Below are 23,118 nucleotides of genomic sequence, written 5' to 3' on the forward strand. Positions count from 1 at the left end.
GGGCCGTCCGGGGGGGGGTGGACGCCCGGTCGGGGTCAGCCCCGGATGTGCCCGTCGCCCGTGACGATGTACTTGGTGCTGGTGAGCTCGGGGAGGCCCATGGGGCCCCGGGCGTGCAGCTTCTGGGTGGAGATACCGATCTCGGCGCCGAAGCCGAACTGTCCGCCGTCGGTGAAGCGGGTCGACGCGTTGACGGCGACCGTCGTGGAGTCGACCAGCTGGGTGAAGCGGCGGGCCGCCTGCTGCGAACCGGTGACGATGGCCTCGGTGTGGCCGGAGGACCACAGCCGGATGTGCTCGACGGCCTTGTCGAGGGAGTCCACGACGGCGGCGGCGATGTCGTACGAGAGGTACTCGGTGTCCCAGTCCTCGGCGGTGGCCTCCACCACGGTCGCCTTGCTGCCCTCGGCGTACGCCTGGACGCGGGGGTCGGCGTGGACGGTGACCCCGGCCTCGGCGAGCGCTTCGAGGGCGCGCGGCAGGAAGGCGTCGGCGATGTCCGCGTGGACGAGGAGCGTCTCGGCGGCGTTGCAGACGCTGGGGCGCTGCGCCTTGGAGTTGATGAGGATGTCGACGGCCATGTCGAGGTCGGCCTGCGCGTCGACGTAGACATGGCAGTTGCCGGTGCCGGTCTCGATGACCGGGACGGTGGACTCCTCCACGACCGTACGGATCAGGGAGGCGCCGCCGCGCGGGATGAGCACGTCGACCAGGCCGCGGGCGCGCATCAGCTCCCGGACCGACTCACGGCTCTCGCCGGGGACGAGCTGGATGGCGTCGGCGGGCAGTCCGGCGCCGCCGACGGCGTCCCGCAGCACCCGGACGAGTGCGCTGTTCGACTCGTACGCGGAGGACGAGCCGCGCAGCAGGACCGCGTTGCCGGACTTGAGGCAGAGCGCTGCGGCGTCGACGGTGACGTTGGGCCGGGCCTCGTAGATGATCCCGACGACGCCGAGGGGGACCCGGACCTGCCGCAGGTCGATGCCGTTGGGCAGGGTGGAGCCGCGGACGACCTCACCGACGGGGTCGGGCAGCGCGACGACGTCCCGTACGTCGGAGGCGATGGCGCGGACCCGCTCCGGGGTCAGGGTGAGCCGGTCGACGATGGCCTCGCTGGTGCCCGCCTCGCGTGCCTTGGCGATGTCCCGGGCGTTGGCCTCGACGATCTCGCGGGCCCGTACCTCCAGGGCGTCGGCGATCGCCAGCAGCGCGTCGTCCTTGGTGGCCCTGGGCAGCGGCGCGATGTCGGCGGCGGCGGCGCGGGCACGGTAGGCGGCGCGGGCGACCTCGGACATGTTGTCGTACGGCGAGGGCGCGGAGAGCGGGGGATGCGGCGGCAGCGACGTCATGACGGCAGGGTAATGCGCCGCCGCGCGCCCGTCGGCGGTTGTCCCATCCCCCGAGACAGGCGTCCGGAGGATGGAACGGCGCGGGTCGCCGGTGGTCCCGGGCGGCCCGCCGCGCACCCCGCGCCCGGCGGCGGCTCAGTACGGGTGGACCCCGACGGGGGTCGCCGGAGCCGGGCCGTAGCCCGCCGCGACGCGCTGGTGGTACGTCTCGCGGTCGATCACCTCAAGGCCGACGATCTCCCACGGCGGCAGCTTCGCGGTCTGCCGGTGCTCGCCCCACAGCCGCAGCGCGACGGCGGCGGCGTCGTGCAGGTCACGTGCCTCCTCCCAGTACCGGATCTCCGCGTGGTCACGCGCGTACCGGCTGGTCAGCAGGAAGGGGTGGTCGTGGGCGAGCTGCTCCAGCCCCCGTCTCACCTCCGCGAGCGGCGCCTCGGCGCCGGAGACGCTGAGCGTCACGTGCCACAGCCGGGCCACCGGCCCCGGGCCCTCCCCGGCTGTTCCGCCCGCCAGGTTCGTCACCGCGCGCTCCTCCCCCACCGACTGGAGGGTGTGGGAGGCACGGGCGCCACGTGTTGCCGCCCCTTGGCGCACTCGTCTCACGACGACCTCCTTCACGCAATGGTCATGCCGCTGGTCCCTGCAACAAAGTTGACAGCCGATCGACTCCGATGGGGCACTTTTACGGAACGTCCACCTGGTAGGACGTTCGGATGGTGCGGTAAGTGACACCTGGGCCGGGGGTCCGGGGGTCGCCCCCCGGGTGGACGCAGCACGGAACGTCCACCTGGTAGGACGTTCGGATGGTGCGGTAAGTGACACCCCGGCCGGGGGTCCGGGGGTCGCCCCCCGGTGGACGCAGCACGGAACGTCCACCTGGCAGGACGTTCGGATCGTGCGGTAAGTGACACCTGGGCCGGGGGTCCGGGGGTCGCCCCCCGGTGGACGCAGCACGGAACGTCCACCTGGCAGGACGTTCGGATCGTGCGGTAAGTGACACCTGGGCCGGGGGTCCGGGGGCCGCCCCCCGGACAGACACCGCACGGAACGTCCGCCTGACAGGCCGCGCCCCGGCCAGGATCTCGCGGACCAACCCCCGGACGGACACCGCAGGGAGCGTCCAGCTGGCAGGACGTTCGAAGGGTGGGGCGAGTCGCGCGGGCCGGTCCAGGTTCCGGGGGCGTTCCCGGAACGGCACCGCGCGACTCGCCCCACCCGGTAGGACGCGCGGATCGTGCCGTTGGTCACACGTCGGTCCGGGCCTCTTCGGTCACCGGTACCGGCACTGGCGTTCGGGATGTCCGCCGGACGGGGACCCCTGTCTCACGGAGCGAGCAGGACCAGATCGTCGCGGTGGACGACCTCCCGCTCGTACGCGGGCCCGAGGTCCCGGGCGAGGTCCCGGGTGGAGCGGCCGAGCAGCTGGGGCAGCTCCTTCGCGTCGAAGTTGACGAGGCCGCGGGCGACCGCCCGTCCCGCGGTGTCACGGAGTTCGACGGGGTCACCCGCCGTGAACTCGCCCTCGACCGCGGCGATCCCGGCGGGCAGCAGCGACTTGCGGCCCTCGACGACCGCCCGTACGGCGCCGTCGTCCAGGGTGAGGGCACCGCGCGGGGTCGACGCGTGCTGGAGCCACAGGAGCCGGTCGGCGGAGCGGCGGCCGGTGGCGTGGAAGAACGTCCCGGTGTCCCGTCCGGCGAGGGCGTCCGCCGCGTGGACGGCGGAGGTCAGCACGACGGGAATCCCGGCGGCGGCGGCGATCCGGGCCGCCTCGACCTTGGTGACCATGCCGCCGGTCCCGACCCCGGCGCGGCCGGTGCTGCCGATCTCCACCCCGTCGAGGTCGGCGGGCCCGCGGATCTCGGCGAGCCGGGAGGTGCCGGGGCGGCTCGGGTCACCGTCGTACAGACCGTCGATGTCGGAGAGGAGGACGAGCAGGTCGGCGCGGACCAGATGGGCGACCAGGGCCGCCAGCCGGTCGTTGTCGCCGAAGCGGATCTCGTCGGTGGCGACGGTGTCGTTCTCGTTGACGACGGGCAGCGCCCCCATCGCGAGGAGCTTGTCGAGGGTGCGCGACGCGTTGCGGTGATGGGCGCGGCGGCTGGTGTCGTCGGTGGTGAGGAGGATCTGGCCGACGCGGATGCCGTACCGGGCGAACGACGCGGTGTACCGGGCCATGAGCAGCCCCTGGCCGACGCTGGCGGCGGCCTGCTGCCGGGCGAGGTCCTTGGGGCGGCGGCGCAGCCCGAGCGGGGCGAGTCCGGCCGCGATCGCGCCGGAGGACACCAGGACGAGTTCTCTCGCCCCGCCGTCGCGGGTCTTGGCGAGGACGTCCACGAGGGCGTCCACCCGGTCCGCGTCGAGTCCGCCCGCCGCGGTGGTGAGCGAGGACGACCCGATCTTGACGACGATCCGGTGCGCCTGCCCGACCCCCCGCCGGATGTCCGCGTCCCGCCGGGGGTCCGCGTCCCGCCGGGCGTCCGTACCCTCCCGGGCGTCCGTGCCCTGACCGGAATCCGTGCCCTCCCGGGTGCCCGTACCGTCCCGGCCGCCCGCGTCCCGCTCCGTTCCCGGCACCCGCCTTGCCCCTGACACGTGCTTCCTCCCAGCCGCCCCGCACACCGGTCCCGGCACAACGCCGGACGCCGCTTCGCAATCTACGGGAGACCTGTGACGGCCCCCGTGCCGGTCCGGTGACTGGAACCGTTGCGTCCCTCTCACGGAAATCTCACGGGTGGGTCACTGACCACAGGGAACGATTCCATAGCGTGAACCCGGAAACGAACCCGATACCGGCACCCCCGCCCCAGCGTTGACCAGCAAGCCCGACAGCCGCGCCGCGTTCCCCACACGCCCGCGCGGATCTCGCGTTCGAGCTGCTAGGAGAGTCCCCATCTTGCGTTCCATCCCCCCAACCCTGCTCCGCGTGGGGAAGCTCGGCCTTCCCGCTGTCCTGGTGCTGTCGTTCGCGGCCCAGGTCATGGGAGCCCTGCTGCCCGACATCCGGCTGCTGGTCGCGGCGACCGCGGCCGGACTCGCGGCCGAGGGCGTACTGCACCGCTGGCAGCGGCCGGTGGCGTCGGCGATCGCCCGTACCCGAGCCGATGTCACCGTCCGTGTGGTGCTCCGCGACCTGCTGCTGGTCGCCGGACTGCTCGGCCATCAGCATCAGCCGGAGCAGCGCACGGTGTACCTGCCGCTGCTGCTCGGGCTGTTGACGTTCTACGCCCTGCACTTCGCGTGCCACGCCACGGCGCTGCTGGTGCGGCGCACCCGTACCCTGCCGGTCGTCACCCGCAACATCGACGCCTCGGCGCTGCGGCTCAGTGCGGCGCCGCCCGCGCTGCTGGCCCGCAGGCCCAGCAACCGGCTGCTGCTCTTCGGACTGCCGGCCACGGCGGGGCTGATGGCGACGGCCCTCACCGACCGGCCCTGGTACGCGGCGGCGGGCGTGGGCCTGTCGATCGCCGCCGGGGCGGTGGGCCTCGCCGAGCTGCTGGTGCGGCTGCTGCCGGGACGGCGTCCCGCGCGGCCGGAGGAGGTCCTCGAATGGTTCGACGCGTGGCTGGCGGAGTACCGGCCGACGGTCGGCATGTACTTCTCCGGCGGCACGTCGTCCGCCTACCAGGCGAACATGTGGCTCGACACCCTCGGCAAGGTGGAGGGCCGTCCGCTGATCGTGCTGCGGGAGCGGTTCATGCTCCAGAAGATCGGCGCGACGGACCTCCCGATCGTGTGTGTGCCGAAGGTCGCCGACCTGATGCGGCTGGAGCACTCGACGCTCCAGGTGCTGCTGCATCCGGCGAACTCCGGGAAGACCTCGCAGGTGCTGCGCATCCCGACGATCAAGCACGCGTTCGTGAACCACGGGGAGAGCGACAAGCTGTCGTCGGTCAACCCGTACTCGAAGGCGTACGACGAGGTGTGGGTGGCGGGCGCCGCGGCGCGGGAGCGGTACGCGCTCGCCGATGTCGGTGTCGAGGACAAGGACATCGTGGAGGTCGGGCGTCCCCAGCTGGACGGTATCCGCGCGGACACCGGCGGGCCCGCGGGCGGTCCGGTCACCGTGCTGTACGCGCCGACCTGGGAGGGCTGGGACGGCAATCCCGGCAACACCTCGGTCGTCGAGGCGGGCGAGAACATCGTCCGGGAACTGCTCGCGGACCCGGGGGTACGGCTGCTGTACAAGCCGCATCCGATGACCGGTTCGGTCGATCCGTGCGCGGGCGCGGCGAACCTCCGTGTCCAGGAGCTGATCCGGGCGGCGAACGCGCGCCGGGAGGCAGCGCGGCCCGACCCCGGGGTCACGGCGGAACTGGAGCGGGCGACGGCGGAGCTGGAGCGGCTGACCAGCGGCGGGTTCCGGACGGCGGCGGACGAGGCGGAGCGGATGCTGCTCCAGTCCACGCCGGAGCCGGGCCGCGCACAGGCGGTGGCGGAGGCGACCGCGCGCTGGGAGGACCTCTACTGGGCGTCGCTCCCGGCCGGTGAGCACCAGGTCGTGACGGGGTCGCGGCCCGCGCTGTACTCCTGCTTCGACCAGGCGCATCTGCTGATCAGCGATGTGTCGAGCGTGGTCTCCGACTATCTGGCGAGCGAGAAGCCGTACGCGGTGGCCAATACCAGCGGGCTGCCGGAGGAGACGTTCCGGGAGGTGTTCCCGACGGTCGGCGCGGCGGCGATCCTCACCCCGGACGGCGCCGGGGTCGCGGAGCTGCTGGACATGGTGCGGCATCCGGCGCGCGACGGACTGGCCGGGGCGCGGGCCACGCTCCGGACCCGGCTGCTGGGACCGGCCTCCGAGGCGTCGGCCCTGCGCTTCCAGGACGGGGTCCGGGCCCTGGCCGAGGCCGCGCGGGCGCACCGGGAGCGGATCGTGTCGGCGATCCCGACCCAGCCGGGCGCGCCCCGGCGGGAGGCGTCCGCGCGGGGCGCGGTGCCGTCGCGGACCGTGGAGGGCTAGCCGGTCCGCCCTGACCGGCGGGAACGGCGCAGGACCCGCACACCGGGCGTGCGGGTCCTGCGCCGTTCGTACGCGGTGGGCCGGGCGCCTTGTACGCGGTGCGCCGGGCCCCAGGACCCGGCGCCGGAGGCCGGCAGCCCAGGACCAGGCCAAAGGTCCGGGCCGGAGCCCAGCGCCGGTCCGGAGGTCACCGGAGGTCGGCGACCGGGCCGGGGATCAGGACCGACCCGGCCGGAGGTCAGGGGTGGCGGTGGCGCCAGCCCGCCCACGCCGACTCGATCATCTCGTCCACCCCGTGCCGCGCGGACCAGCCGAGTTCCGCGCGGATACGGTCGGCGGCGGCGACGACCCGGGCCGGGTCGCCCGGCCGGCGGGCGGTGACCTCGGGGGCGATGTCCTCGCGCCCGGTCACCTTGAGGATGCGTTCCACCATCTCCTGGACCGAGCTGCCCTCACCGCGGCCGATGTTGAGGGTGAGCGCGGTGCCCGGCTCGGCGTCCGTGAGCCGCAGGGCCGCCGCGAGATGCGCGGAGGCGATGTCCTGGACGTGGATGTAGTCGCGTACGCAGGTGCCGTCGGGGGTGGCGTAGTCGTCGCCGAAGATCAGCGGGGCCTGGTCGGCCTCCAGCCGCTCGAAGACCATCGGGATCAGGTTGAAGACCCCGGAGTCGGCCAGTTCGGCGGAGGCGGCGCCCGCGACGTTGAAGTACCGCAGCGAGGCGGCCCGCAGCGCGTACGCGCGGGAGGCGCCGTTGATCAGCCACTCGCCGATCAGCTTCGTCTCGCCGTAGGGGCTCATCGGGGCACAGGGGGTGTCCTCGGTGACGAGGGTCACGTCCGGCATGCCGTAGACGGCGGCGGACGAGGAGAACACCAGCCGGTCGATGTCCGCGTCACGCATGGCGTCGAGGAGGGTCTGGAGTCCCGTGACGTTCTCGCGGTAGTAGAAGAGCGGCTTCTCGACGGACTCCGCGACCTGCTTCTTCCCCGCGATGTGCACCACGCCCGTCACCCCGTGCTCGCGCAGGGCCGCGTCGAGCGCGGGACGGTCCAGGACGCTGCCGACCACGAGCGGCACCCCGTCCGGGAGCCGGTCGCGGCTTCCGGTCGACAGATCGTCGTAGACGACGACCCGCTGGCCGCCCTCGGTCAGCGCGCGCACGACATGCGCCCCGATGTATCCGGCACCGCCCGTCACCAGCCAGCTCATGGACTTCCCTTCGTCGACGCTGTCCGAGGCAGAATCACCCGGCGGCGCCCGAAAATCGAATCGGACATTCCGTACGGCTTGCTGGTTTTGCGGTGAACGGCCGGTTCTGTGACACATCTCTCCACGATCGAAGCCGATCGTGTGCCGGTCATGTACCGACCATTACCATCCGATCCGGGTACGGGTTTCGACCGTCACAGGAGTGCGACGGTGTGCTACCGCCCCCGGGAAACTTCGGGTGAATCCTTTAGGATTGGCCGGCGCGGTCTCGGCACTGGTCCGGCGAAGTCCCAGCGCAGCCCGACGCTCCCCCGGACAGTTCTCGGAACAGGTTGAAGGATGCCCAGACTCACGCTCGTCGTTCCCGTTTTCAAGGTGCAAGGCTATGTGGCCGAGTGTCTCGACTCGATCCTGCGCCAGGACTGGACGGACTTCGAGGTCGTCGCGGTCGACGACTGCTCGCCCGACGGATCCGGCGCGATACTCGACGACTACGCGTCACGCGACGACCGAATACGCGTGATCCACCTCACGGAGAACGTCGGCCTCGGCCGCGCCCGCAACGCCGGCCTCGCGCAGGCCCGTGGCGACTACGTCCTCTTCCTCGACAGCGACGACACGCTGGACCCGGGCGCCCTGGCGGCAATAGGCCACCGCCTTGAGGCAACCGGTGACCCCGACATCCTTGTCTATGACTATGTGCGCACCTACTGGAGCGGTGAGATACAGCCGAACAAGTGGGCCGGCGTACTGCGCGACGAGGGCGACGGGGCACTCCCCCTCCAGGACCGCCCCGAGCTGCTGGACCTGCTCCAGATCGTGTGGAACAAGGCGTACCGCCGGGAGTTCGTGGAGCGCGAGGGCCTCCGCTTCCCGCCCGGGTACTACGAGGACGCCCCCTGGACGTTCTGCGCGCTGATCTCCGCGGAGCGCATCGCCGTACTGGACCGGGTGTGCGTCCACTACCGGCAGCGCCGTGAGGGCGGCAACATACTCGGTACGGTCAGCCGCGACCACTTCGACGTGTTCGAGCAGTACGAGCGGGTCTTCGGCTTCCTGGCGGCGCGTCCCGAGCGGGACCGGTGGCGGCCCCGGCTGTTCCGCAAGATGGTCGACCAGTACCTGACGATCCTCGGCCGTCCGGACCGCCTCCCGCAGGACGCGCGCGCCGAGTTCTTCCACCGGGCCGCCGCCGACTACGCCGCCCGGGTCCCGGAGGGCTTCACCCGCCCGTCGGGCCCCGTCGGCTACAAGTACGCGATGCTGGAGCGGGACTCCTACTCCGCGCTGGTGGGCGCCACCAAGGCGGTCCGGACCCGGGCGGCCGTCAAGCGCCGGGCCACCGCCGCGGTCAAGCGCTCCAAGCGCGGCGCGATGGGCCTCTACTACCAGTCTCAGCTGCGCGCCCCGATCGACGAGAACCTGGCGCTGTTCTCCGCGTACTGGAGCCGCAGCGTCTCCTGCAACCCGGCCGCGATCGCCGCGGAGCTGGCGCGGCTGGCCCCGCGGATGCGGCAGGTGTGGGCGGTGCGGGCCGACAGCACGGCCGGGGTGCCGAAGGGCGTGGAGATCGTCCGGGTCGGCTCCCGTGAGTACTGGTCGGCGCTCGCCCGCGCCAAGTACCTGGTGAACAACGTCAACTTCGCCGACGCGCTGGTCAAGCGCGAGGGCCAGATCCATCTCCAGACCCACCACGGCACCCCGCTGAAGACCATGGGGCTCGACCAGCGGAAGTACCCCGCGTCGACCAGCATGGACTTCGAGAAGCTGCTGGAGCGCTGCGACCGCTGGGACTACAGCCTCGCCTCCAACCGCCACTCCACCACCGTCTGGGAGCGGGTCTACCCCTGCTCGTACACCTCGCTGGAGACCGGCTACCCGCGCAACGACGTGCTGGTGAACGGCACCGCGGACGATGTCCGCCGGGCCCGTGCCGCGCTCGGGCTGTCCGACTCGACGACCGCCTTCCTCTACATGCCGACCCACCGCGAGTACCAGGGCGAGTTCCGCTCCCGGCTGGACCTCGCCCGGATCGTCGAGGAGCTGGGGGAGGACGTGACGCTGCTGGTGCGCGGTCACTACTTCTACTCCTCGTCACCGCAGCTCGCGGACCTCCAGCGCAGCGGCCGGGTCATCGACGTGTCCGGGACGCACCCCGTCGAGGACCTGTACCTGGCGGCGGACGCGCTGATCACCGACTACTCGTCGGCGATGTTCGACTACGCCGTGCTGGACCGTCCGATCGTCGTCTTCGCGGACGACTGGGACGTGTACCGGGTGGTGCGCGGCACCTACTTCGACCTGATGGCGGAGCCGCCGGGTCCGGTGGCCCGTTCCGAGGACGCGCTGATCTCCCTGCTGCGTTCCGACGAGTGGCGCGGCGCCGACGCCGCGCGGCTGCGGTCGGCGTTCCGCCGCAGGTTCTGCGAGTTCGACGACGGCCGGGCCGCCGAGCGGGTGGTGCGCCGGGTGTTCCTCGGCGAGCAGACCCCGCTCCCCCTCGTGCCGTTCGACGAGCGTTCACACGCTCCGTATCCCGCCCAGCTGCTCGAACTGGTCGAGCGGGCCTGAACGAAAGGAAACCCACGTCACATGGCCCCCCGGCTCAGTGTCGTCGTACCCATCTACAACGTGGAGGAGTACCTTCCGGCGTGCCTCGACTCGCTGGAGGCGCAGACGCTGCGTGAGATCGAAGTCCTCATGGTGGACGACGGGTCCCCGGACGGCTCGGCGGCCATCGCCGCCGAGTACGCGGCCCGCGACTCCCGCTTCAAGCTCATACGCAAGGAGAACGGCGGTCTCGGGGCGGCCCGGAACACCGGCATCGGCCGGATGTCCCCCGTGTCGGAGTTCCTGGCCTTCGTCGACAGCGACGACGTGATCCCGCCGGACGCCTACCGGCTGATGGTCACGAGCCTGGACGAGTCCGGCTCGGACTTCTGCACCGGCAACGTCTTCCATCTGCGGGGCGAGAAGTCCTGGCAGGTGCCGCTGTTCAAGATGCTCTCCGGTGAGGCGCAGCAGCGCACCCACATCTCGGAGATGCCGAAGCTGGTCGCGGACCGTATCGCCTGCAACAAGGTGTTCCGCCGGACCTTCTGGGAGAAGTACGACTTCTCCTTCCCCGAGGGCATCCTGCACGAGGACATCCCCGTCGTGCTGCCCGCGCACTACCGTGCCGAGGCCATCGACATCATCGGTGAGCCGACGTACTTCTGGCGGCTGCGCGAGGGCGAGGCGGCCCCGTCGATCACCCAGCGCCGCAAGGAGCCGCAGGCGATCCGGGACCGGGTCGCCGCGGTCAGCATGGTCAGTGAGTTCCTGGCCGCCCAGCCCGGCCCCGAGTTCGCCGAGTACAAGCGGAAGTACGACAACCGGGTCCTCCGTGACGACCTGCGGCTGTTCCTGCGGGTGCTCCCCGAGGCCGACGCGGAGTTCCACGCGGCGTTCCTCGAAGCCACCAACCGCTATCTCGACACGATCGACCAGAAGATCGTCATGGCGCTGCCGATCAGCCTGCGGGTGCAGTGGCTGCTGGTCCGCAAGCACCAGATGGCCGAGCTGATCGCGCTGCTCGCCTCGCAGCGCCGCAAGGACCCCATCGAGGTCACCGGCACGTTCCGCAAGTACGCCGGGTTCGCGCCGCTGGAAGCGGCCGGTATCGAGCTGCCGAAGGCCGCCCTGCGGATCGACAAGGACCTCGCGCTGAAGGCGCCGCTGCGTTCGGTGGAATGGCACGACGGCAAGCTGGTGCTGTCCGGTGACGCGTGGATCGACAAGGTCGACATGGCCTCCAAGCGCAGCAGCGTGAAGGTCGTCCAGCTCAAGCACGGCAAGTCGGGCCGCCGAATCTTCGCGCCCGCCAAGAACGTCCACCGCCCCGAGACGACCACCGACTCCGGTCAGAAGCGCTACAACTACGACTGGGCCGGCTGGGAACTGACCGTCGACCCGGCCAAGCTGCGCAAGGGCGGAGCCTGGCAGGAGGGCATCTGGCACGTCGGCATCAATGTGTACGCCTCCGGTCTGGTGCGGCGCAGCGGTGTCTGGGCGCGCGGCGGTTCGGCCGCGAACTTCCCCATGTACCACTGGCTCGACAACGACCACCGGCTGCTCCCCGTGGTGGAGCGCAGTGCGCTGAAGCTGCGGCTGGAGAAGGTCAAGGCGGTCATCACCGACCGCCGGGTCGAGGACGACCACCTCGTGGTCATCGGTGAGCTGCGCGCGGGGGCGCCGTCCGCCGAGAACCTGACGCTGCGGCTCAGCAACTCCAAGAGCGGCGAGGCCATGGAGTACCCGGCCGACGTGCAGATCACGTCCGCGGGCCGGGTCTTCACCGCGCGGGTGCCGCTCGCGGAGGTGGCGCTGGTCCCCAACCCGGCTCTGGAGGGCAAGGCCCAGCCGCGCCGCCGGATGTGGAGCACGGTCCTCGTCGCGACCGACGCGGACGGCACCGAGCACCGCTACAGCAGCGTCATGCGGGACGGCCTGGTGGACCTGCGCCAGGACCTCCCGGCGTCCATGGGACCGGACGCGGCCCACCATGAGATCGCGATGATCTCCGGCAACAACGGCTATCTCAAGGTCGTCGGGCGGGCCCGTCGCGCGGTGCTGACCGCCATCGCCGAGCGCGGCGGCAAGCTCGTCCTCAACGGCTACAGCAGCGAGCGGCTCATCGGCGCGGAACTGCTGGTCAAGGCCCGCGGCCGGTACGACGAGCGGACCGTGCCCGTCGAGTGGCAGTCGGACGGGCGCTTCGCCGTGGCGTTCGACCCCTCGTCGCTGGGCGGCGCGGGCAACGTCTCGCTGAAGGCCGGCCGCTGGAACATCTTCCTGCGGCTGCCGGACCAGGACGAGGTGCCGAAGGCCGCGTTCGTCATCGAGCGCCTCGCGGCGAAGAGCTTCCCGCTCCATACGGTGATCGCCGGCCGCCGCTACTGGTTCGAGAACCGCTGGGGCGACTTCCCCCAGCTCAACTGCCGTTCCGAGCTCAACGACATGGAGCGCGGCCCCTACCGTCAGCTCCAGCTGCGCCGCGAGGTGTACGAGCCCAGCCGTCAGCTGCCGCTGAAGGACCAGGTGTTCTTCTTCAGCTACAACGGCAAGCAGTACTCCGACAGCCCCCGGGCCATGCACGAGGAGCTGCTGTCGCGCGGCAGCGACCTCAAGTACCTGTGGGCCGTGCGCGACGGACAGGTGGTCCTTCCGCCGTCCGCCGACAAGGTCCGGATGTGGGGCCGGGAGTGGTTCGAGGCGCTGGCGACCTCCCGCTACATCGTCACCAACGGACATCTGCCCGAGTGGGTGGAGCGGCGGCCGGGCCAGGTCATCGTGCAGACGTGGCACGGCACCATGCTGAAGAAGATCGGCCACGACATCGAGACGCTGCACTTCGACCGCGAGTACCAGGCGCGGCTGGCCCTGGAGGCCAACAACTGGAGCCTGCTCGTCTCGTCCAACCGGTTCTCCACCCCGATCCTCAAGCGGGCCTTCTCGTACGACGGGGAGATCCTGGAGGCGGGCTACCCCCGCAACGACTATCTGTACTCCCCCGACCGGGACAAGATCACCGAGTCGGTGAAGACGAAGCTGGGGCTGCCGCCGGAGAAGAAGGTCGTGCTGTACGCGCCGACCTGGCGGGACGACCGGTCGCACAGCGCGGGCCAGTACCGGTTCGACATGAAGATCAACCTTGAGGACGCGAAGGCCCGGCTGGGCCACGACCATGTGCTGCTGGTCCGGCGCCACTCGAACATCGTGGACGCGGTGCCCGGCGCGGGCAACGGCTTCGTGTACGACGTCTCCGAGTACCCGGACATCGCCGAGCTGTACCTGGCCGCGGACATCATGATCACCGACTACTCGTCCGTGATGTTCGACTACGCGCACCTCAAGCGGCCGATGCTGTTCTTCACGTACGACCTGGAGCACTACCGGGACACGCTGCGCGGGTTCTACTTCGACTTCGAGGAGGACTCGCCCGGTCCGCTGATCCGTACCTCGGAGGAGCTGATCGAGTCGATCCGGCGGATCGAGGAGGTCAAGGTGGAGTACCAGGCGCGGTTCGACCGCTTCCACCACCTGTTCTGCGACCTGGACGACGGGTCCGCGTCGAAGCGGGTCGTGGACCGGATGCTGGAGCAGGCCCGCCAGGGCTGAGGTGTGGGCCGTTCGGCCCACGCGTACGGGGCCGGGAGGTTACCTCCCGGCCCCGTACGCGTCCCCGGCCCCGTCCCCGGCACCTGCGGACCTGCGGACCGGCGGATGCACGGACTCTTCCCCGCCCGCCCCGGGGTGCGCGGGGGCTTCGGGGCCGGGTAGGAACAGGGACGCCCCCGGCAGGGAAACCTGCCGGGGGCGCCGTGACGGTGTTCGGGCCGGTCAGAACGGCTCGAAGTCGTCGTACTCGCGCTGGGCCTCGTCCCGCTCCGCTTCCTTGTCCCGGCGGCGCTGCTCGGCCGGGCGGGGCGGCTCGAAACGGTGGTCCTCACCGCGGCGGCCGAGCATCTCCGCGCCGGCCATCATGGTGGGCTCCCAGTCGAAGACCACCGCGTTGTCCTCGGGTCCGATCGCGACCCCGTCACCGCTGCGCGCGCCCGCCTTCATGAGCGCGGCCTCGACACCGAGCCGGTTGAGCCGGTCCGCGAGGTAGCCGACGGCCTCGTCGTTGCTGAAGTCGGTCTGCCGCACCCAGCGCTCCGGCTTCTCGCCGCGCACCCGGTACAGGCCGTCCTCCTCGGGAGTGACGGTGAAGCCCGCGTCGTCCACCGCCTTGGGACGGATGACGATCCGGGTCGCCTCTTCCTTGGGCTTGGCGGCACGCGCCTTCGCCACGATGTCGGCGAGCCCGAAGGACAGCTCCTTCAGACCCGTGTGCGCGACCGCCGAGATCTCGAAGACACGGTATCCGCGCTTCTCCAGATCGGGGCGGACCAGCTCCGCGAGGTCCTTGCCGTCGGGGACGTCGATCTTGTTGAGGACCACGACGCGGGGCCGGTCGTCCAGCCCGCCGTAGCTCTTCAGCTCCTCCTCGATGACATCGAGGTCGGAGACGGGGTCACGGTCCGACTCCAGCGTCGCCGTGTCGAGGACATGGACGAGGACGCTGCACCGCTCCACATGGCGCAGGAACTCCAGGCCGAGGCCCTTGCCCTGGCTGGCGCCCGGGATGAGTCCGGGCACATCCGCGATGGTGTAGACGGTCGAGCCCGCGGTCACCACCCCGAGGTTGGGCACCAGGGTGGTGAAGGGGTAGTCCGCGATCTTCGGCTTGGCCGCCGAGAGCACGGAGATCAGCGAGGACTTGCCCGCGCTGGGGTAGCCGACGAGCGCCACGTCCGCGACCGTCTTCAGCTCCAGGACCACGTCCTGGAGGCCGCCGGGCACACCCAGCAGCGCGAAGCCGGGCGCCTTGCGGCGGGCCGACGACAGCGCGGCGTTGCCGAGCCCGCCCCGGCCGCCCTGCGCGGCGACATAGGTGGTGCCGTTGCCGACGAGGTCCGCGAGGACATTGCCCTGGCCGTCGAGGACGACGGTGCCGTCCGGCACCGGCAGGACCAGGTCCTGACCGTCCTTGCCGGAGCGGTTGCCGCCCTCACCGGGCTTGCCGTTGGTCGCTTTGCGATGGGGGCTGTGGTGGTAGTCGAGCAGGGTGGTGACCGACTGGTCGACTACCAGGGTCACATCACCGCCCCGGCCGCCGTTGCCGCCGTCCGGGCCGCCGAGCGGCTTGAACTTCTCCCGGTGAACGGAGGCACAGCCGTGGCCCCCGTTACCCGCGGCGACATGCAGCTCGACGCGGTCCACGAAGGTGGTCATGGTTCAGTGCCTCCAGTTACTACGGATGTCTGTGCGGTACGGCGTACTCGCCGTTCCGGCGAAGAGACGCCGGCTCCATCTACAACAAACGGAAGGCGGACCAGCTTCCCCGCACACCATGGTGCACGGGAAAACCTGGTCCGCCTCCGCGAAAGAGAACCGCTCTACGGCTGCCTGATCAGGCGACCGGAACGATGTTCACGACCTTGCGGCCACGGAACGTGCCGAACTCCACCGCACCGGGCAGAAGCGCGAACAGCGTGTCGTCCCCGCCACGGCCGACGCCGGAGCCCGGGTGGAAGTGGGTGCCACGCTGACGGACCAGGATCTCACCCGCGTTGACGACCTGACCGCCGAAGCGCTTCACGCCGAGCCGCTGGGCATTCGAGTCGCGACCGTTCCGGGTGGACGATGCGCCCTTCTTGTGTGCCATCTCTCCTCAGTCCCTTACTTCGCAGCCGTGGGGATCGCCGTGACCTTGATCGCCGTGTACTGCTGGCGGTGGCCCTGACGACGGCGGTAGCCGGTCTTGTTCTTGTAGCGCAGGATGTCGATCTTGGCGCCCTTGTGGTGGTCCACGATCTCGGCCTGGACCTTGATGCCCGCCAGCACCCACGGGTCGCTGGTGACGGCGTCGCCGTCGACCACGAGCAGGGTCGAGAGCTCGACCGTGTCGCCGACCTTGCCGGTGGAAATCTTGTCAACCTCAACGGTGTCGCCGACAGCAACCTTGTGCTGGCGACCACCGCTGCGCACGATGGCGTACACGCGGGTCTCACTCTCTGTTTTCGAAACGGAACCTCTGAAGCCAGCCGCCCACACAGGCCCGAGGGCCCGATGATCCGCAAGGATGAGCGGCCTCTCCGGTTCGGCCGAACGGCCCCACCTGGAGGGATTTGCTCAGAAGCGCGACGCAACAACGCCGACGGTCAAGGTTACGGTCCCCCACCCACACGGGTCAAACCGGCCCCGTCGGGGCCACCCGCCGTGACGGGGACCGCCACGGAAGGACAGCGCCCCCGTACGGTGCGCGCCGGAGGAACCGGCGCGCACCGTACGGGGGCTCGCACTCACGCGTCGTCGGTGGTGGCGGTGACGGAGGGACCCGCCGCCTGCTCCGCCGCGACGGTCTTCTTCGCCGTCTTCTTGGCGACGGCCTTCTTGGCCGTGGTGGCCTTCTTCGCCGTCGTCTTCTTGGCCACGGTCTTCTTCGCCGCCGTCTTCTTGGCGGCGGGTGCCTTCTTCGCCGCGGGCGCCTTCTTGGCGGCCTTGCGCGCGGTCTTCCTCACCGGCGCGGCCTCCTCGTCCGCCGAGGTCTCGTCGGCCGCGGCCTCCGCCACGGCCTCCTCGTCACGGCCCGCCGCCTCGTTCGCCTCGACGGGCGTCTCGGCCGCGGGGACGACCACGACGGCCGCCTCCTCGGACGCGGTGGGCGCCGTGGCCTTGCGGACGGCACGCCGCTTGGGACGGGCGGGAGCCGCCTCGGCGGCCTCCGCGGCCGGGGCCTCGGGCTCCGGCGCGACCGGCTGCGGCTCCGGGGCCGCCACCGGGATCGTGACCTCGGCCTCGGCGGCCGGCGCCGCACCCTGCGGGGAGCCCGCCGGAGCGGACGCCTTACGGGTGGCCCGGCGACGGGTGCGCCCCTTCGGAGCGGCCTCCGCCACCGGCTCGACGGGAGCGGCCTCGGGCTCGGCGGCGACCGGCTCGGCGGCCGGCGCGGCCTCCTCGGCCACGGGCTCCGCGACCGGGGCCGGAGCCTCGGCACCGCGCGGCGCACCGGCCGGGGCGGACGCCCGACGGGTCGCCCGACGGCGCGAACGGCCACGGCCCGCCGCGGCCTCCGCCTCGGCGACGCTGCTGTACAGCTCCTCGTCCGCGGCGAACTCCGGCGCGCTCAGCGCGACGGGCTCGGCCGCCTCCGCCTCGACCTCGGCGGCCGACTCGTGCTCCGGGTGCTCCGCCACGGCCTCGTGCGCGGTGTCCTGGGTGTGCTCGTGCGTGTGCTCGTGGTCGTGCTCGCCACCGGCGCCGCGCCCGCGCTTCTTGCGCTTGCCGCCGCCACCGGTGGAGGTGGGCTGCTCCATGTGGACGATGACACCGCGGCCGTTGCAGTGGACACAGGTCTCGGAGAAGGACTCCAGCAGGCCCTGGCCCACCCGCTTGCGGGTCATCTGCACCAGACCCAGCGAGGTGACCTCGGCGACCTGGTGCTTGGTGCGGTCCCGGCCGAGGCATTCGAGCAGCCGTCGCAGCACGAGGTCGCGGTTGGACTCCAGGACCATGTCGATGAAGTCGATGACGACGATGCCGCCGAGGTCCCGCAGCCGCAGCTGACGGACGATCTCCTCCGCCGCTTCGATGTTGTTCCTCGTCACGGTCTCCTCAAGGTTGCCGCCCTGACCCGTGAACTTCCCGGTGTTGACGTCGACCACGATCATGGCCTCGGTCTTGTCGATGACCAGGGAGCCGCCCGAGGGGAGCCAGACCTTGCGGTCGAGCGCCTTCATCAGCTGCTCGTCGATGCGGTACGTCGCGAAGACGTCGACCTCGGAGGTCCAGCGCTGGAGCCGGTCGACCAGATCGGGCGCGACATGCGCGACATAGCCCCGGATGGTCTCCCAGGCCTCGTCACCGCTGACGATGACCTTCGAGAAGTCCTCGTTGAAGATGTCGCGGACGACCCGGACGGTCATGTCCGGCTCGCCGTAGAGCAGCGTCGGGGCGTTGCCCGTCTTCGCCTTCTTCTTGATGTCCTCCCACTGCGACTGGAGGCGCTCCACGTCACGGCGCAGCTCGTCCTCGCTGGCGCCCTCGGCGGCGGTGCGCACGATGACGCCCGCGTCCTCGGGGACGACCTTCTTGAGGATGGACTTCAGCCGGGCCCGCTCGGTGTCGGGCAGCTTGCGGCTGATCCCGGTCATCGAGCCCTCGGGCACGTACACCAGGTAGCGGCCGGGGAGGGAGACCTGGCTGGTGAGCCGGGCGCCCTTGTGGCCGATGGGGTCCTTGGTGACCTGGACGAGGACGGACTGGCCGGACTTCAGCGCGCTCTCGATCCGGCGGGGACCGCCGCCGAGGGCCTCGAAGTTGACCTCACCCGCGTACAGGACGGCGTTGCGGCCCTTGCCGATGTCGATGAAGGCGGCCTCCATCGACGGCAGGACGTTCTGCACCTTGCCGAGGTAGACGTTGCCGACGTAGGAGGTCGACTGCTCCTTGTTGACGTAGTGCTCGACCAGGACGTCGTCCTCCAGGACGCCGATCTGGGTGCGCTCGCCGTGCTGGCGGACGACCATGACCCGCTCGACGGCCTCGCGACGGGCGAGGAACTCGGCCTCGGTGATGATCGGCACCCGGCGGCGGCCCTGCTCACGGCCCTCGCGGCGGCGCTGCTTCTTGGCCTCCAGGCGGGTCGAGCCCTTGATGGACTGGACCTCGTCGGACGCGGGCCGCTCCTCCTTCTTACGGGGTTCGCGGACCTTGACGACCGTGCGCTCCGGGTCGTCGGCCCCGGTGGGGGCGACGGCCTCGCCGGAGCTGTCACCGGCCCGGCGCCTGCGGCGGCGACGGCGACGGCTGCTGCTGGAGCCCGAGCCGTCCTGGTCGTCGCTGTCGTCGTGGTCGTCGTGCTCGGCGGGGCGCTGCTCGTCGGTGTCCTCGTCGGCGGCGCCGTCGTCCTCGGTGTCGTCGGCGGAGTCGCCGTTGCCCTCGGCGTGCTCGCCCCGACGGCGCCGGCGGCCGCCACGGCGGCGACGGCGGCGCGAGCCGGGCCCGTCGCTGTCGTCGTGGTCGTCGCCGTAGGCGTCGGCGCGCTCCTCGTCCTCGGTGTCGCTCCCGGCGGCCTCGACAGGCTCCTCGACCGGCTCGGCGGCGGGGGCCGGCGCGTCGGCGACGGGGGCGTCCGTGGTGGTGGCGGGGACGGCGACCCGGCGGCGGCGACGGCGACGGGAACCGGCGGTGTCGTCCTGGGCCTCCTGGGCCTCCTGAGCGGGGGCCTCGGGGGCCTCCACGACCGGCTCGGCGGCCTCGGCCGTCGCGGTGTCCTCGGGCTCGGGCTCCTCCTCGACGACGGCGTTGCGGGCCTGGGCGGCCTCGGCTGCGGCGCGCTCGGGGGTCTGGAACATCGGCTCGGCGAAGACCGGCGGCTGGAACACGGCCACGGCGGGCCGTGCGGGCCGGTCGTCGCCCTTGCCGCGGGTGCGCTGCTGGGCGGGCTCGGAGAATCCGACGGCGGCGCGGGCGACCCGGCGGCGGCCACGGCCACGCGGGGCCTCGTCGGCCTCGGGGGCGCTCTGCCGCGCCTCCACGGGTGCGGCGGGCGCGGCTTCCTGGGCCTCGGCGGGCGCGGCTTCGACGGTGCGGGTGGCGCGGGTCGCCCGGCGGCGGGGGCGCTTGGGGGCGGCGTCCTCGGCGGGCGCGGGCTCGGCGGCCCGCTCCTCGGCCACGGGCGCGGCGGCGGGCTCGACGGCCGGGGCCGTGTCGCTTTCGGCGGCGGAGGCGGCGGCGCGGGTGGCCCGGCGGCGACCGCGGGTGCGGGGCGCCTCCGTGCTCTCGGCGGGCGCAGGGCTCTCGGCGGGCGCAGGGCTCTCGGCGGGCGCCGCGGCGGGCTCGGGAGCCGCCTCGGCGGCGGGCGCGGCCTCGGCCGCGGGGGTGCTGTTCTGCGGCGCGGCGGCGGTCCCGGCGGCGCGGGTGGCGCGGCGGCGGGCGCGCTTGGGCGCGGCGGTGTCGTCGGTGGCGGAGGCGGGAACCTCCGGCTGGTCGGTCGCGGTCACGGCGACCTCCTCGGGTGCGGTGGCCTGGGGGGTGGTGGTCGCGGTGGCGACCTCCTCGGTGGCCTGCGGCGCGCCCGCGGGGGCGGCGGCACGGCGGGTGGCCCTGCGGCGGGTGCGCGCGGGCGGTGCGGCCTCGGTCGCCTCGGCGGCGGGTTCGGCGGCCTCGGCGGCCTCCTCCGCTTCGTCCGGGGCGGCGGGCTCGGCGGCGGCCGGTGCGGTCACCTCGGCGGCGGGCGCCCCGGTGGGCGCGGTGGCGCGGCGGGTGGCACGGCGGCGGCGGGGCGCGGGGGCCTCGGTGGCCTCGGTGGCCTCCGCCGGGTCGTCGGCCGGGCCGGCCGTACCGGAGGCGGCTGCCTCGGCGGTGTCGGCCCCGGCGGCGGCCGGTATGGCCGGATCGGCGACCGGGGGGCCCGCGGGGCGGGAGGCGGCGCGGCGCCGGCGGCGCGGCGGCAGGGTGTCGCTGGGGCTGTCGGCCCCGGCGGCGGGATCGTTGTCGGTGGCGGAACCCTTTACGGGTTCGGTCGGTTCGAGCATGCGGGCGGTTCTCCCGTCGGCTCCCGGGCGCCGCGCTGATCCGGTTGACGTCCGCGGCTCGCGCGTCCTGCGCGGAGCCGCCGTCCGGGGCGCGTGCGCCGCTCGGGAGCGATCTGTGTCCTGTCTCGCCGGTTCCGTACACCATGTCGCGTACGGCCTGGCGAAAGTCTTGTGGTCGGTGCGCTGCCCGACCCAGGTGGCTCCCGGATACAAGGGCGGCGCTACGACGTACGTCCTTACGCGGGGCCTTCCGGCGTCGGCGCCTTCGCGGCGGCGGCCTCGGCGGTCCCTGAAGCATGAACTGGGGCGGCCACGACTGCCTCGCGGTCGGGCGCGAGCGGGTCGGTCACCGTGCCGGTCTCGTCATCGAAAAGCCCCTGCGCCAGCCTGGTCACCGCTGCGGGGACCGGCGGCGCCAGGTCGGCCACAGCTCGGAGACCGGACAGGACGTCGTCGGGTCGTACGGCAGGCGTCACGTGCCGAACAACCAGGCGCAGTATCGCACAGGGCCGGTCGCCCGGCCCATCAGCCGGGGTTCCGTGCGTGCCCGGGGCACCGGGCCCGGTGGTCGTGAGCTGGGCGACAGCGGCGCGCGCGTCGAACGTACGTACGCCGTTCTTCGTCTGACGGCTGACCTCGACCGACTCCGCCGCCAGGAAGGCGGCGGCGGCGTGGCGTGCCGCTTCCGGCTCGACACCGTCGAGCCGCAGCTCCCACACGGAGCCCGTCAGCCGGTCCGCGAGACCCGGGGTACGGGCCTCGACCGCGTCGACGATGTCGAGCCCGGTGGGCAGCGACTCGTCGAGCAGGGCCCGCAGCCCGTCGGGGTCACGCGGCTCGGTGAGCGCGATCTCCAGGTACTCCGCCTCACTGCCCGTGCCGGTGGGTGCGGCATTGGCGTACGACACCTTCGGATGGGGCGTGAACCCCGCCGAGTACGCCATCGGCACCTCGGCTCGGCGCAGCGCTCTCTCGAACGCGCGCTGGAAATCACGGTGGCTGGTGAACCGGAGGCGGCCACGCTTGGTGTAGCGCAGTCTGATGCGCTGCACCGCCGGTGCGGGCGGAGGGCCTTCGGGCTGTCGCTTGCCCAGTGTCGTCAGTCCTTCGTGAGTGCGGTCGTGCTGCTACCTAGAGTACGTCGCGGATCGCCGCCGGGTTCCCGTGGCCCGGAACCCGTTGCGCGCGACCCGCCCGCCACGGCGGTCCCCGGTACGCCCTCCCCCGGCCCCGGCAGCGGTACGGGACGGGGTACGGGCCCGCTCGCGGCGGCCGGTGCGAGCGGGTCGCCGTACCGTCCGCCCCCGGGAGCGCCGACCCGTGCGGGACCGGCGGTGGAACCGCCCGCGGCACCGGTCGCCGCGGGCTCCCGCGCGGCGGCCGGTACGGCCACGGCGACCGGCTCGCGCCGGGCACCGGAGAAGGCCCGGCGGATGTCGGCGCGGGTCTGGCGGGCGGCGTCCCGGACGGTCCCGAGCGCCTGGCGCGTCGCACGGCCGGCCTCCCGGGCGAGCCGCGCGGCGGGACGCCACAGGGTGTCCCGGACGGCGTGGCCCACCGGGACGCAGACCGCGCGGTAGAAACGGACGGCGGGGCCCACGACCAGCAGCCGCAGCAGCCCGCCGAGGAACCGGCCGACCGCGCGGGAGATCCGGCCCGCGATCCGCCAGGCGTGCCCGAAGGCGTCCCCGACCTCCCGCCCGACGACGGCGAGCCCCCGGCCCACCGGGGCGAGCAGCCACCGCCACAGTCCGAGCGCGGGGTAGTACAGCAGGACCCGCAGCGTCCAGTAGAGGCCGATACCGATACCGCGGGCGCCCTTGACCAGGACGTACCCGACCGCTTTGCCGACCGGTGCGAGCACCCAGGTCCACAGCCAGGACACGGGGACGACGACCAGCACCCGGAGCACCCACAGCAGTCCGACCCCGGCACCGTCCGCCGCGCGGGCGAGGCCGCGCCCGAGCGGGGTGAGCACGGCCGCGTACAGCCACTTCGCCGGAACGGCGACCAGGACGCGCAGCAGCCAGGCGCATCCCGCCCACAGCCCCTTCAGCGTCCACAGCGTGCCCCGGCCCAGCGGTACGAGGATCCACCGCACGCACCAGTTCAGCGGGGTCACGACCAGGACCCGCCCCAGCACGGCGAGACCCCGGCCGACCGGCCGCAGCACGGCCCGGTTCAGCAGCGCGCCCCCCGCGACCAGCACGTCCCACAGCAGCCGTACCGGCACGACGAGCACCAGGACCACGATGCGCACAGGCAGCCGGACCGCGACGGCGAGCCGCCCCTCGGCCTCCCGCGCGGGCCCCTGCCGCGCCCGCTCGCTCATTTGTTTGTTCAGGTCCATGCCCCCAGGAGACACGGACCGGCCCCGGATCGTTTCCCCGGGGTCGGCTCTGTGCCCAAGGTGTTACGCGATGTACCGTCACTCCCCCTTTGCCCGGGGGCACCCGGCGAGTGCCAGGGACC

The 23,118-nt window shown here is 72.5% G+C and carries 13 protein-coding genes; 3 read left to right on the forward strand and 10 right to left on the reverse strand.

Features of this window, described 5'->3' with window-relative positions; genetic code table 11:
- Positions 1–35: 35 nt before the first annotated feature.
- The 3 genes from AB852_RS31970 to proB all read right to left on the reverse strand — a co-directional run bounded on the left by AB852_RS31970 (position 36) and on the right by proB (position 3,791).
- Positions 36–1,349 (reverse strand): glutamate-5-semialdehyde dehydrogenase, encoded by a 1,314-nt coding sequence (locus tag AB852_RS31970; RefSeq protein WP_073793692.1) that lies wholly within the window; start codon positions 1,347–1,349, stop codon positions 36–38.
- 135 nt (positions 1,350–1,484) lie between these two features.
- Positions 1,485–1,943, reverse strand: a complete 459-nt coding sequence (locus tag AB852_RS31975; protein ID WP_073793693.1) for a hypothetical protein — start codon at positions 1,941–1,943, stop codon at positions 1,485–1,487.
- Positions 1,944–2,672: 729 nt separating this feature from the next.
- Entirely contained in the window at positions 2,673–3,791 is a 1,119-nt protein-coding gene (proB, locus tag AB852_RS31980) for a glutamate 5-kinase (RefSeq protein WP_073794300.1), read from the reverse strand.
- Positions 3,792–4,329: 538 nt separating this feature from the next.
- On the opposite strand from proB, the gene AB852_RS31985 reads away from it, so the two are divergent.
- A complete protein-coding gene (locus AB852_RS31985) occupies positions 4,330–6,312 on the forward strand; it encodes a hypothetical protein (RefSeq protein ID WP_107499420.1) in 1,983 nt (660 codons plus the stop codon).
- Between the two features lie 238 nt (positions 6,313–6,550).
- On the opposite strand, the gene galE is transcribed toward AB852_RS31985, so the two are convergent.
- Positions 6,551–7,522 carry a UDP-glucose 4-epimerase GalE gene (gene galE / locus AB852_RS31990; RefSeq protein ID WP_073793694.1) on the reverse strand — a complete coding sequence of 324 codons (972 nt, stop codon included), beginning with the start codon at positions 7,520–7,522 and terminating at the stop codon, positions 6,551–6,553.
- Positions 7,523–7,861: 339 nt separating this feature from the next.
- Here galE and AB852_RS31995 point away from each other — a divergent pair, with 339 nt between their 5' ends.
- Entirely contained in the window at positions 7,862–10,093 is a 2,232-nt protein-coding gene (locus tag AB852_RS31995) for a bifunctional glycosyltransferase/CDP-glycerol:glycerophosphate glycerophosphotransferase (protein ID WP_073793695.1), read from the forward strand.
- Between the two features lie 21 nt (positions 10,094–10,114).
- The gene (locus AB852_RS32000; protein ID WP_073793696.1) at positions 10,115–13,681 is read left to right on the forward strand and encodes a bifunctional glycosyltransferase/CDP-glycerol:glycerophosphate glycerophosphotransferase; all 3,567 of its coding nucleotides are present in this window, start codon (positions 10,115–10,117) and stop codon (positions 13,679–13,681) included.
- Positions 13,682–13,903: 222 nt separating this feature from the next.
- Here the strand turns inward: AB852_RS32000 and obgE are convergent, their stop codons facing one another.
- The 6 genes from obgE to AB852_RS32030 form a co-directional block, all read right to left on the reverse strand.
- Entirely contained in the window at positions 13,904–15,340 is a 1,437-nt protein-coding gene (gene obgE / locus AB852_RS32005) for a GTPase ObgE (RefSeq protein WP_073793697.1), read from the reverse strand.
- 178 nt (positions 15,341–15,518) lie between these two features.
- Positions 15,519–15,773: a 50S ribosomal protein L27 gene (gene rpmA / locus AB852_RS32010; protein ID WP_073793698.1), complete on the reverse strand. Its 255-nt coding sequence runs from the start codon at positions 15,771–15,773 to the stop codon at positions 15,519–15,521.
- Positions 15,774–15,787: 14 nt separating this feature from the next.
- Complete coding sequence (gene rplU / locus AB852_RS32015) at positions 15,788–16,108, reverse strand: 50S ribosomal protein L21 (protein ID WP_073793699.1); 321 nt, start codon at positions 16,106–16,108, stop codon at positions 15,788–15,790.
- Positions 16,109–16,410: 302 nt separating this feature from the next.
- The gene (locus tag AB852_RS32020) at positions 16,411–20,646 is read right to left on the reverse strand and encodes an Rne/Rng family ribonuclease (protein ID WP_073793700.1); all 4,236 of its coding nucleotides are present in this window, start codon (positions 20,644–20,646) and stop codon (positions 16,411–16,413) included.
- A 236-nt stretch (positions 20,647–20,882) separates the two neighbouring features.
- Positions 20,883–21,698, reverse strand: a complete 816-nt coding sequence (locus tag AB852_RS32025; protein WP_073793701.1) for a TIGR03936 family radical SAM-associated protein — start codon at positions 21,696–21,698, stop codon at positions 20,883–20,885.
- 47 nt (positions 21,699–21,745) lie between these two features.
- Entirely contained in the window at positions 21,746–22,996 is a 1,251-nt protein-coding gene (locus AB852_RS32030; protein ID WP_178391168.1) for a hypothetical protein, read from the reverse strand.
- Between the last annotated feature and the right edge of the window lie 122 nt (positions 22,997–23,118).

The organism is Streptomyces uncialis (assembly GCF_001905345.1).
Lineage (GTDB): Bacteria > Actinomycetota > Actinomycetes > Streptomycetales > Streptomycetaceae > Streptomyces > Streptomyces uncialis.

Excerpts from the sequence above, each read along its gene's own strand:
- AB852_RS31970 (WP_073793692.1), bottom strand. The coding sequence starts at position 1,349 with ATGACGTCGCTGCCGCCGCATCCCCCGCTCTCCGCGCCCTCGCCGTAC.
- AB852_RS31985 (WP_107499420.1), top strand. The coding sequence starts at position 4,330 with ATGGGAGCCCTGCTGCCCGACATCCGGCTGCTGGTCGCGGCGACCGCG.
- galE (WP_073793694.1), bottom strand. The coding sequence starts at position 7,522 with ATGAGCTGGCTGGTGACGGGCGGTGCCGGATACATCGGGGCGCATGTC.
- AB852_RS31995 (WP_073793695.1), top strand. The coding sequence starts at position 7,862 with ATGCCCAGACTCACGCTCGTCGTTCCCGTTTTCAAGGTGCAAGGCTAT.
- AB852_RS32000 (WP_073793696.1), top strand. The coding sequence starts at position 10,115 with ATGGCCCCCCGGCTCAGTGTCGTCGTACCCATCTACAACGTGGAGGAG.
- obgE (WP_073793697.1), bottom strand. The coding sequence starts at position 15,340 with ATGACCACCTTCGTGGACCGCGTCGAGCTGCATGTCGCCGCGGGTAAC.
- rpmA (WP_073793698.1), bottom strand. The coding sequence starts at position 15,773 with ATGGCACACAAGAAGGGCGCATCGTCCACCCGGAACGGTCGCGACTCG.
- AB852_RS32020 (WP_073793700.1), bottom strand. The coding sequence starts at position 20,646 with ATGCTCGAACCGACCGAACCCGTAAAGGGTTCCGCCACCGACAACGAT.
- AB852_RS32030 (WP_178391168.1), bottom strand. The coding sequence starts at position 22,996 with ATGGACCTGAACAAACAAATGAGCGAGCGGGCGCGGCAGGGGCCCGCG.